This window comes from uncultured Marinobacter sp., from assembly GCF_963974375.1.
Classification (GTDB): Bacteria; Pseudomonadota; Gammaproteobacteria; order Pseudomonadales; family Oleiphilaceae; genus Marinobacter.
This window is the reverse complement of the sequence record NZ_CAXBDN010000127.1, coordinates 1-11,640: the sequence shown is the minus strand read 5'-3', so window position 1 is coordinate 11,640 and position 11,640 is coordinate 1. Positions and strand designations below refer to the sequence as shown.

8 protein-coding genes and 1 pseudogene are annotated in these 11,640 nt (G+C 57.0%); 2 read left to right on the top strand and 7 right to left on the bottom strand.

The window, feature by feature from the left end; translation table 11 throughout:
• The 3 genes and pseudogenes from AAC035_RS11900 to AAC035_RS11890 all read right to left on the bottom strand — a co-directional run.
• A pseudogene (locus AAC035_RS11900) lies at nucleotides 1-596 on the bottom strand (acetyl-CoA C-acyltransferase); the annotation flags it as partial.
• A gap of 232 nt (nucleotides 597-828) precedes the next feature.
• Complete coding sequence (locus AAC035_RS11895) at nucleotides 829-2,925, bottom strand: 3-hydroxyacyl-CoA dehydrogenase NAD-binding domain-containing protein (RefSeq protein ID WP_339804358.1); 2,097 nt, start codon at nucleotides 2,923-2,925, stop codon at nucleotides 829-831.
• Between the two features lie 460 nt (nucleotides 2,926-3,385).
• The gene (locus AAC035_RS11890) at nucleotides 3,386-4,252 is read right to left on the bottom strand and encodes an IclR family transcriptional regulator (protein ID WP_339804354.1); all 867 of its coding nucleotides are present in this window, start codon (nucleotides 4,250-4,252) and stop codon (nucleotides 3,386-3,388) included.
• Nucleotides 4,253-5,074: 822 nt separating this feature from the next.
• On the opposite strand from AAC035_RS11890, the gene AAC035_RS11885 reads away from it, so the two are divergent.
• The gene (locus tag AAC035_RS11885) at nucleotides 5,075-6,382 is read left to right on the top strand and encodes a hypothetical protein (protein ID WP_339804351.1); all 1,308 of its coding nucleotides are present in this window, start codon (nucleotides 5,075-5,077) and stop codon (nucleotides 6,380-6,382) included.
• A gap of 129 nt (nucleotides 6,383-6,511) precedes the next feature.
• Nucleotides 6,512-7,351, top strand: coding sequence for a hypothetical protein (locus tag AAC035_RS11880; protein ID WP_339804349.1), 840 nt, complete (start codon nucleotides 6,512-6,514; stop codon nucleotides 7,349-7,351).
• Nucleotides 7,352-7,782: 431 nt separating this feature from the next.
• On the opposite strand, the gene AAC035_RS11875 is transcribed toward AAC035_RS11880, so the two are convergent.
• The 4 genes from AAC035_RS11875 to AAC035_RS11860 all read right to left on the bottom strand — a co-directional run.
• Nucleotides 7,783-8,811 carry an NADP-dependent oxidoreductase gene (locus tag AAC035_RS11875; RefSeq protein WP_339804344.1) on the bottom strand — a complete coding sequence of 343 codons (1,029 nt, stop codon included), beginning with the start codon at nucleotides 8,809-8,811 and terminating at the stop codon, nucleotides 7,783-7,785.
• A 107-nt stretch (nucleotides 8,812-8,918) separates the two neighbouring features.
• Nucleotides 8,919-10,136 (bottom strand): branched-chain amino acid ABC transporter permease, encoded by a 1,218-nt coding sequence (locus AAC035_RS11870; RefSeq protein ID WP_339804341.1) that lies wholly within the window; start codon nucleotides 10,134-10,136, stop codon nucleotides 8,919-8,921.
• Between the two features lie 10 nt (nucleotides 10,137-10,146).
• A complete protein-coding gene (locus AAC035_RS11865) occupies nucleotides 10,147-11,235 on the bottom strand; it encodes a branched-chain amino acid ABC transporter permease (protein ID WP_339804337.1) in 1,089 nt (362 codons plus the stop codon).
• The coding region (locus AAC035_RS11860; protein ID WP_339804334.1) for an ATP-binding cassette domain-containing protein at nucleotides 11,232-11,640 on the bottom strand (409 nt) is incomplete at its 5' end. The genes AAC035_RS11860 and AAC035_RS11865, both read right to left, overlap by 4 nt.

Sequence of the window (11,640 nt, the reverse complement as noted above, 5' to 3'; positions counted from 1 at the left end):
AGCATGGTGGCGTCGAAGGGAACGATTTCGTCGTCGAATTTGCCGGCTTCCTGAGCGGCGGCAGTGCGCTGCTGGGAGATCAGTGCGTACTCGTCCTGGGACTCGCGGCTGACATTGTAGCGCTGGGCCACGATGTCTGCGGTCTCGATCATCGACATGTACAGCTCAGGCTTGTTCTTCATCAGCCATTCGTTGCTGGCGTGGAACTGGTTCAGCTTGTCGTTCTGTACCAGGCTGATGGACTCAACACCGCCGGCAACCATGGCCGGAACCTTTTCAGACACCACGCGCTGGGCTGCCAGAGCAATGGACTGCAGACCGGACGAGCAGAAACGGTTGATGGACATACCGGCGGTTGTCACCGGCAGACCGGCGCGAATGGCCGCCAGACGCGCCATGTTCTTGCCCTGGGCACCTTCGTGGAAGGTAGCGCCCAGAATCACATCTTCAACGATGTTGGGATCAATACCGGCGCGCTCAACAGCGGCCCTGATCACGTGGCCTGCAATATCAACACTGTGGGTGTTGTTCAGGGCACCACGGTAGGACTTGCCCAGCCCGGTGCGGGCGGTGGATACGATAACTGCATCAGACATTGCGTTGTCCTCTATAAATATTGTTTTGCCACGGAATCAGCTTTCCGTTCGTCCTGATCAGTTTCTGTTCGTCCTGATCTCGCTCCGTTCGTCCTGTTTTCCTTCCGTTCGCCCTGAGCTCGTCGAAGGGTCGAAGGACGCTAAGCTTGTCGGAAAATGGGGTCAGACCCTATTTTCCCTGCGGGAAAAATGGGTCAGACCCCGAGTCTGGTTTCCTTGGCTGATATTTGTTTTACAGGTCGCCGAACTTCTTGTTCTCGGCTACCAGTTTCTCCAGCAGTGCAGAAGGCTTCCACTGGTCACCGCCCAGTTCCTGATGGAACTTCTTGACGGTTGCCAGGATCTTGTCCAGACCAATCTGGTCGGCCCAGAACATGGGGCCACCACGGTAAGCCGGGAAGCCATAGCCGTAGATCCAGGTAATGTCGATGTCCAGTGAACGGGCGGCAATGCCTTCTTCCAGAATCTTGGCGCCTTCGTTGATCATCACGTACATGCAGCGCTCGAGGATTTCCTGGTCGGTAATCTCACGGGACTCGATGCCCTGCTCGCTGCGGAACTTGGCGATCAGTGCGTCCACTTCCGGATCAGGAATCGGCTTGCGGTTGCCTTCTTCGTATTTGTAGACACCGGCCTGTGTCTTCTGGCCCAGACGGCCGGCTTCGGCCAGGGAATCCATCCAGCTGGCGGGGATGTCCTCACCGGCCTTGCGACGTTCCTGACGAATGCTGTAACCGATATCGATACCGGCCAGGTCGGACATGGCAAACTGCCCCATGGGGAAGCCCAGGTCGGTCAGCACCTTGTCTACCTGCTGGGGGCTGGCACCTTCATTGACCAGGCGGGTTGCTTCAGCACCACGCTGGTGCAGCATGCGGTTACCCACAAAGCCGTAGCAGTTGCCCACCAGTACGCCGACTTTCTTGATGGTCTTGGCAATGGCCATGGAAGTGGCTTTCACTTCGTCCGAGGTCTTCTCGCCACGAACGATTTCCAGCAGTTTCATGACGTTGGCCGGGCTGAAGAAATGCAGGCCAACCACGTCTTCCGGGCGCTTGGTGGCAGAGGCGATTTCGTCAATGTCCAGGGTGGAGGTGTTGGAGGCCAGAATCGCACCGGGCTTACAGACGTCGTCGAGCTGCTTGAAGATGCTCTTCTTGACGTCCATGTTCTCGAACACGGCCTCAATGACCAGATCCACATCCTTGAACGCGTCGTAATCCAGAGTGGTGGTAATCAGAGCCATCCGCTCTTCAACCTGCTGCTGGGTCATGCGACCTTTCTTGGCAGTACTTTCATAGTTGCGACGGATGATGCCAAGGCCCTTGTCCAGAGCTTCCTGCTTCACTTCGGCAATGATAACGGGGATGCCCACGTTGGCGAAGTTCATGGCAATACCGCCACCCATGGTGCCCGCACCAATAACGCCCACTTTCTTGATGTCACGGACGGCGGTGTCTTTCGGCAGACCCGGAACCTTGGCCACTTCGCGCTCGGAGAAGAACGAGTGAATCAGGCCGGCACGCTGGTCAGACTGCATCAGTTCGCCGAACAGTTCGCGCTCACGCTTCATGCCAGCCTTGAAGGACTCGCTGGTGAAGGCGGCTTCGACGGCATCCACGCACTTGAACGGTGCAATCAGACCACGGGCGGTCTTCTTGAGACCGGCGCGGAACTGATCGAATACGTCGCTGCCCTTCTCGGCTTCAATCTTGTCGGTCAGCTCGCTGACGCGGCGGGCCGGTTTGCCTTCATCAATCACTTTCTGGGCGAAGGCCAGGCCTGCGGCCTTGACGTCTTCGTTCTGGGCCACTTCGTCAATAATGCCCAGTTTGGCGGCTTCAGCGGCGCCAACAAAGTTACCGGTGGTGATCATTTCCAGGGCTTTCTGGGCGCCGGTCAGACGCGGTAGGCGCTGGGTACCGCCAGCACCGGGCAGCAGGCCCAGTTTCACTTCCGGCAGGCCAACTTTGGCACTGGGTACCGCGACGCGGTAATGACAACCCAGAGCCACTTCCAGTCCGCCGCCCAGCGCGGTGCCATGAATGGCAGCGACAACCGGCTTTTCACCTGCTTCCATTTTTTCCAGCAGCTCAGGCAGACCCGGGCCCTGCATCGGCTTACCGAACTCACGGATGTCTGCACCCGCAATAAAGGTGCGACCATCACACACAATGAGGAGCGCTTTGGCGTCCGCATCAGCCTGACCCTGCTGTACAGCGCTCTCGATTCCGGAGCGAACAGCCTGGCTCAACGCATTCACCGGTGGATAGTTAACGGTGATTACGCCGATGGCGCCTTCGCGGTTATAGGTTACGACGTCGGACATAGGTCCTCCTTGCGCAAAACATGGAATGGAGTTTTATTAAGCGAAACAGACCGGAGATTTAATACAAGTTTGCGGAATGTTTCAACCGTTGCGTGCTCGACACAACTTCAGACGGAGCGGAATAGGGGATTGTACGCCTCTTTGGGCGAGAGGGAAAAATCCCGGAGGATCTAATTGGCACGGGTGTTCGAGGACACTGACAAAAGTATTGCGATTAAGAGAAAGGGAGAAAGGGATACTGGATCAGTGGGGGCTGGCCGCGAGGGCGCCCCGCCTCCGTTCGCCCTGACCCTGAGCTCGCCGAAAGGTCAGAAGACCCCGTTCGCCCTGAGCCTGTCGAAGGGCGAGAACTCCGAGCTAAATGACTGGAGCGATCTGACACCGAGCAAGCATCCTTCGACAGGCTCAGGATGAACGGGCTTTGGTACGGCCAGGCTCAGGACGAACGGACAATTACCAATCAGATCCCCAGCGACTCAATATCACTAGCCAACATCGCCAACTGATGGGCAATAGAACTACGCAACTTGTCACCTGACACCAGGTAAGACGGCGCCGCACAGGTCAGGGCCATTGTGGTGCCGTCCTGCAGGCGAACCGGGACACCGGCGGCGTTGATGTTGCGATCCCATTCACCCAGGGTCAGGCAGAAACCGTGGGCTTCGTAATCTTCCAGCGCCTGGTCCAGGCCTTTCTTCTTGTCGGGCCAGGCTTCCGGGCCGTACTTTTCTGCCAGGGCTTCCAGCAGAATCTTGCGGCCGTCCTCGCTCAGCGACGAGCAGTACGCGCGGCCGGCGGCGGTGGTGGCCATGGGCAGCTTGAGGCCGATTTCCATGCGCAGCAGCGACGCTTCCGGAGGCATCCGGTTTTCCACATAGATCATGTGCAGGCGGTCACGGCAGGTAAGACCCACAGACATATTGTTGCGGCGGGCAAACTCGTCCATGTAAGGCTTGGCCAGCTGACGGACCTTCAGGTTAGAAACGTAAGCGTAACCAAGCGCCAGCACACCGGAGCTGAGCTGGTACTTTTCAAGGATCGGGTTGTAGCTCAGGTATCCCAGCTTGGTGAGCGTATAGGTCATACGGGATACCGTCGGCTTGGGCAGGCCCGTCAGCCTGGCGATATCCTGATTGCCAAGAATAACTGAGCCCTGACTGAACGCCCGCAATACGTCCAGTCCCCGGGAAAGAGCTTCTACAAATTTGCGATCTTTTTCGATGGTGCCATCCGGCCCCACCGTGCTCTTCCGCGGCTTTCCGGGCAAATCCTGTGCATCGTAGGACGCCGCCAACAGGTCTGCTCTTGTTTTGCTGGATACTGTCATAAAAATCCGATGCCTCAAAAGTCAATTACATTCATTTCTCATATTTTAAACAAAACACGTGCCATAACCGGAATCACCGGCCACAATGCAGTCAGCCCTGCTGCACTCTGAACCTGAAACCTGAAGGAACGAACAACAAGGCCCAATTTCGGTACAAGATTCTGCCTTGCGGAACAGCTTAGTCAAAATACGACACAGTTCCAACCTGTTTAGCAGAGTATTTTTGACCAGGGAGGCAGCAGCTGTACCACGGCAAATTCAGGAAGCGGAAATGTGATACGGGTCGCATCACTCAGCACCAGGCACCAAAATCTCACACGGGAAGCCTTAGATGTCCCAGCATGCGGCAAATTTTCCGAAAAAATGGGTGAAAAAACCGCCGTATGGTATTGCATGACCAAAAATTTATTCCTACTATCGTGGGAATGCTAATTGGAAGGCATCCTGACTGATACGGGTAACGTTTCAGAAACAGGCGCAGAGAATAAAAAAGGCATCACGGATGTGTGATCCTCACCAGACACAAACATTAAATGTGTCGCCTCAACGGGAAAAGGCTGTTGCCATTACCCGATTCTCTGCTAAGACTGTAACTGAAATGTCACTCTTTACCGGCGCATAAGGCGGCATATCGCTTGGCGAACGGCAGTCGACCAGAATACTTTCAGGCTGATTTGGCCTGGCACAAACTGGCCAACAGGGATAACAACCGGAGGTTTGATAAGAAGCAACTGGCAGTACTTACCAGAAAACCAAAAAGAAAATAAAGCGTCACTGAGTCCAACAATCGAGTCGATTAGACAAAAACAAGGGTTTAAAACCATGGCACAACAAAGCAAAACTGCTCTGACTTCCCGCCCGCTGATCAAAGCACTGGGTACCGCTTCCATCCTGAGTCTGGCAATCGCTGGCGCCAACGTCGCCAATGCTGCCGTACAGACCGACATCGGCGTTGATTACCGCGCCCAGTTTTTTGCTGTAGATTCTGAAGCCTTCGGCCAGACCACCGACACCGATACCGGTTTCGCCAACCTGCTGCGCGTAAAGGCTGACTTCAAACACGAAGGCACTGGCGTTTCCCTGCACACCAGTACCCAGCTTGCCGGTGATCGCTGGAAGGGTGATAACCGTGACGGTACAGGTAACTCTTCCTACAGCGCCGCAACGAACGAGACTGTAACACTTGACCTGGGCTATGTTCAGATCCCGTTCGCTAACCGTGCCGTTCTGCGCGTAGGCCGTCAGGCTGCCAACTGGAGCAACTGCTTCCTGGTTTGTGATGACCGTCGTGACCGTATCATGACCCTGATCCCGACCGGCGCCGGTACTGTCATTCTCGGCTACGACCGTCGCCAGGATACCAACAGCTTCATGAACATGGACCAGGGCGATATGATCAACGCTGGCCTGGTAACCCGTCTGGGTGACTTCAGTGTTGGCCTGCTGTGGGTTCACTGGCTGAAGAATACTGATGAGTATGTTCCGGGAACCAGCTACGTTCTGCAGAACACTCACCTGTTCTCACCTTACATTCAGGGCAACCTGGCAGATAACGTCTCCATGGCGTTTGGTATGAACTATGTAGGCCAGAGCGATGTAGAGCTTGGTGACGGCCGCTTCTTCGCAGAAAATGCATGGTCCCAGTATCTGCGTCTGGGTACATCCCTGGATGTGGTTGACCTGAACTTCCAGGGTGTTTTCACTCAGGACGGTGGTTTGGTGTCTCCTGGCTTTGATACATACTCCAGCCTGATCAACAGCAACCCAGAGTCCACTGCCAACCCGACCAGCCTGGTTCGTATGGGCGGCACCCTGGGTATTGAAGATCACGAAGAAATGCTCGTGATGGCGCAAGCTGGCTTTAAAGTCAGCCCCGCGGTAACTCTGAAGGCAGCTGTCGGCTACTACGACATCGACACTGGTGCCAACAGTGATGACTCCATGGTTTACGACCTGCAGGCTCACTACCGCATGAATGAAGCGGTAAGCACCTCTGTAACCTGGGGTATGATCACCAAAAACGAAGCCGGCACAACTGCTGGTAACAGCTTGGTACAAAACTCTGGTGGCGCTGGATATGCTGACGACGACCTGATGGCCGCCAGCGTAAACCTGCACGTTAAATTCTGAGGCTTAACACCTTAGGTTAACAACAGGTTAATTAGCGACCCCTCAGGCGGGTCAGGGCATTGCCCTGACCCGCCTTTTTTGTTGTTATGGAAGTCCCTACCGCCGGCTGAACAACAAGGTGCTTTATCCATGCAAAGCCGATTTCTCATTCCTACCCTGATTACTTCCGCACTGATTCTCTCCGCCTGTGTTAGCCCACAGCAAGCCGAAGAACAGATTGCGGTGGCTGACTCTGAAGCAGGTTTCAATATCCAGGAAAACCAGTGGTCAACCCCGTTCTGGGAACGCCTGAGGCAAGACCCGGCACAGGCTTCACAGCAGGCCAGTAACAACGCGCAAGCCTCCTACGCGCCCCCCAGTGGTGTATTAAGAACCAGCGTTGCAGTCACTGGTCTGTCCGCCACCCGATTCCGGGATCTGGCGAGTGCCGCCGCCGATTATCAGCTGCACCTGGTACCCAGGGCCGAACTGGCCGAGGCCATCGACAGCACCCCAGCCTGCAGCGACACCACCAGCACCGCCTGTGCTGACGCCCTCGCTCTGTACCCTGGCGCCCGGTTTGTGGTGACAGTACAAGGCAACAGCGATGTGACCGTCACGGATGCTGCCAGCGGTGCCCAGTGGCCAACCACCCAGCTTGAAGGTGGTGACCTCAACAACGAACTGCTGGAACTGATCCGCGACCGCAATCAGATCGCACCCTGGGCCATGCGCGCCTTCCGGGGCGACGACGGCCGCCTGTACCTCAGCGCCGGCCGCGCCAACGGCCTGGAAACCAACATGGAACTGACGGTCCACGAAGCCGGCACACTGGTCCGCGCCCCCAACGGCCAGCCCATCGCCTGGCGCCCGGGTGATGCCGTCGGCAAGGTACGCATCGGCGACCTGTTCGGCAGCAACCTGGCGACCCTGCTTCCTGTCGAGGGCACACAGCCTGGGGCGGATCATCAGTTGATTCTGGATCGGTAGGAGGTTGATTCGGGTATTGACGAAATTTTTGCGGCGGAGCCTACAGCTCCGTTCGTCCTGACCCTGAGCTCGCCGAAGGGTCGAAGGACGATTGACTCAGGACCAGCAAAAAGAACAGGGGGATGAGCATCTCCAATCGGGAGTTCTATCCTTCGCCCCTTCGACGAGCTCAGGGTCAGGATGAACGGGGATTGGTGTCCGGAAATCTAATAATCGATCGGACGTGAGGTGGGGTGTTTTTTCTGTCGGAAAAAGGTGTCGGGCTGAAGTTAGAAAGCAAAGCGAGTTCTTTTTCCAGAAGAAAAATCACCCCGCCTCGCGGCCAGCCTCCAATGCTGGCTTCAGCAATAAAAAAACCGGAGAACTCACAAAGAGCCTCCGGTCACAGTATTCAAACCTGTCAATTGCCTCCGCTCGAGGACTTTTCCCTATCAGGGTTCTTGTGACAGCCTTACCATCAGCTTGCCATTGTTCTTGCCACTGAACAGTAACGACAGGCCGTCAAGGGCGTTGTCGATGCCGTCAATGATGTGATCTTTCCACTGAATCTTGCCTTCGGCGACCCACTGCTGGAGTTCTTCCAGTGCCTCCGGGAAGCGCGGGCGGTAGTCGATGACGATAAAGCCCTTCACCGTAATCCGCTTCATCAGAATGCGACCGAAATCCGTAGGTCCGGACATGGGCCGTTCATCGTTGTAACCGGAAATCATGCCGCACAGGGACAGGCGACCATTCAGGTTGAGGCGATTGAACACCGCATCCATGATCTCGCCGCCGACATTCTCGAACTGCACATCGACCCCATCGGGGCACAGGCGATCGAGAGCTTCCGGCACATTGTCACTGCGATAGTCGATGGCGCCATCAAAACCCAGTTCTTCCGTCAGCCAACGGCATTTTTCCGGGCCACCGGCAATACCAATCACCCGGCAGCCTTTAAGTTTGGCGATCTGGCCAACGATAGAGCCAACAGCTCCAGCAGCTGCGGTCACGACCACCGTCTCGCCTGGCTGCGGGTTACCAATATCCAGCAAGCCGAAATAAGACGTGATGCCCGTGGAGCCCAGCACCGACATCCAGGCCGAAAGAGGAATATCCGGATTATTGTGGTTGACCTTGGTCAGCAGTTTTTCCGGAGCCACCGTATACAGCTCCCAGCCGCCAGCCATCGGCTTGACGAAATCCCCTGCCGCAAAACGCTCTGAACGGGACTTTTCAACCACACCCAAGGTGCCACCACGCATCACCTGCCCCACTTCAACTGGCGGCAGATACTGCTCACGATCACTCATCCACAGACGATGGGTAGGATCCAGGGACAGGTAAATGTTGCGCACCAGAACCTCACCCTCGTTCAGTTCCGGCACCGGTTCAGTAACCAGCTCCAGCTGTTCGTTGGTGATATCGGCCTCTGGCCGCTTACGCAGCAGCCAGCGCTTGTTCATCAGAGCGTCACTCATGAGTTATTCCTGTTGTATCGAGTGTTTACTTATCATGTACCGATAGCACAAAAGGCGGATCGTCCGTTCCGACGAATCCGCCTTTTGTGTATTTCCAACCAACCAGATCAGGCCTGCTGCACAACCTCATCACTTGATGCGGGCGGCGGCGTCGACGGGGGCTCCGCGCCCCGCATCTGGCGCTGCCGCGTCCAGATTCTCAGCTGACCCACAACACCCGCCGGGAAGAAGTAGACGCTGAGCACGAACAGCACACCGAACCAGAGCAACCAGTGGCCCGGGCCCAGCAGCTCTGCCACAAACGGGATATCGCCTGTATAGGTGCTGAGCCAGCCCAGCAGATCCTGCAGGTAGTTCTGGGCCAGGATAAACAGTGCACTGCCGACGATGGCGCCGTAGAGGGTGCCCATACCACCAATCACACACATCAGCAGTATGAACACCATCAGCTCAAAGTTGAGGGTGTTCTCCGGATTGACGTAGCGATTGATCAGGGCGAAAGCTGCACCCGCCAGGGTGGCCACCAGCGCAGCGAGAATCACCACGGCAGTGCGGTAGACCACAGTACGGTAACCCAGGGCTTCAGCCCGGAACTCGTTCTCGCGGATGGCCTGCAATACCCGGCCAAACGGCGAGTTCACCAGCCTCAGCAGGAACAGGAACACCAGGGTGGCCACCACAAACAGCACGTAGTACATCAGCGTGCGACCGTTGAACTGGAACTGGTAGACCGAGTCACGGAACACCTCGCCCAGGTTCCAGGGCTGGGTCAGCAGACCCGACAGGAAGGTGGTGATACTGAAGCCGGTCAAGGCGCCGTCAAACGGACGGAAGGCCGGCCCCAGTTCCCGTGGTACTCTTACCCGCAAGCCATCTTCTCCGCCAGTGACCACATACAGCTGGGTCACCAGACTCAGGAAAGCGAAGGCTACGGCCAGAGTCACCAGGGCGAAGAAAATCGCCTTTACCCGCAGTGACAACAGGCCAAGTAGCAGTGACAGCACGAAACTGACTACCAGGGCGCCCATCAGCCCCCCCAGAATTGAAGCAAAACCGTTCCCCCAGGCACCAATGGCCATGGCCACGCCGTAGGCACCAATCCCGAAAAACATGGTGTGGGCAAAGGAAACGATGTGGGTGTAGCCCAGCATCAGGTCGTAGGCCGCCACCACCACCACGAACACACAGATCATGCTCAGGGTGGCAAAGGCGCGGGTTCCCGGAAACAGGAACGGCCCCAGCGCGAGACTGATCACAATGATCAGTAACACCGCCACCAAAGGCCGGCTGCGGGGATAATCACCAGATAGAATTCGGTTCAGCATCTCCGCGCTCCTATACCTTGATAACCGGAATCAGGCCCTGGGGACGCCACATCAGCACGCCCACCATCAGGCCCACGGTGGCAACGGCGGCCACCCGGGGTTCGATAAAGCCGACGTACAGATTGATCAGCCCCACCAGCATGGCCCCGTAGAAGCAGCCCCGGATTGAACCCAGACCACCCAGAATGATCACCACGATCACCGAGATCATCATTTCGTCCCCCATGTGGGGCGTCAGGATTTCCTTGTACATGCCCCACATCACGCCGCCGAGACCGGCCAGTGCCGAGCCTGCAACAAACACCCCGAGGAACAGCAGGTGAATACGGTAACCCTGAACTTCCACCATCTCCCGGCTCTCAACACCGGCCCGGATCAGGATGCCGATGCGGGTATGGTCGATCACCCATAGCATCGCCCCGTAGATGGCCACCCCCAGAATCACCGCTACCAGCCGGTACTTCTCCAGCACCATGCCGCCCATCAGTGGCCAGCTTTCCGGCACACTGAGGGCACCGCGCAAGGATTCCGGCCGGGACAGGGGAATCTCATTGGGCCCCCAGACCACTTCGATCAGCTGCATCAGGATGATGGCGCCACCCACAGTGACCAGAATCTGCTTCAGGTGATCGCCATACACCGGCTTGATCACCAGCTTCTCGAACACCAGGCCTACCGCAGCGGCCACAAACGCGGCGAACAGCAATGCCGGCAGAATGGCCACCAGGTTCATCCAGATGGAAGAGTGGCTGGCGTAATCGTTCAGCCAGTACACCAGCACCGTGCCACCGGCAAAAGCGCCCAGTGAGATGAAGGCCCCGTGGGCCAGATTCAGCACGCTCATCAGACCAAAGGTGAGGGTCATGCCGGAGGCCATCAGGAACAGCATGGCCCCCATGGCCAGACCACTGATGGTCAGCACCAGCCAGGTGGTGGTGTCCATCAGCAACAGCGACACCAGCATCATCGCTACCAGCAGGAAGATGTGGGCCTGGTTTTCACGAAGGTTCTTCAGCCACGCCAGGGGACTGCGCCCCGGTACCGGCTTGTCCTGATCAGAAACGGCATCCGCTAATGGCATTGTGGTTGTCTCTTTCATTGGTGCGCTCCCAGGCCAAGACCCAGCAGGTCCTGCTGCATCTCGTCGTTGCCAGCCAGCTCCGCCATGGTGCCGGAGTGCACAACGGCGCCGTCGTTCATGACCGCGACCGACTGCCCCAGGCGACGGGAGAAATTGAAGTTCTGCTCCACCAGCAGAATACTGACCTGCTGCGACTTCAACTGCTCAAAGGCATCCGCCAGATCATTGATGATGGCGGGCGCCAGGCCCTTGGTGGGTTCGTCCACCAACAGCAGATCACGGGGTTCGATAACCGCCCGGGCGATGGCCAGCATCTGTTTCTGGCCACCGGACAGGGTACCCGCCGGTTTGTCCCAGAACTTTTTAAGGGGTGGAAACAGATCGAAAATCCACTGCAACCGCGCTTCGTCCATGGGACCGCTG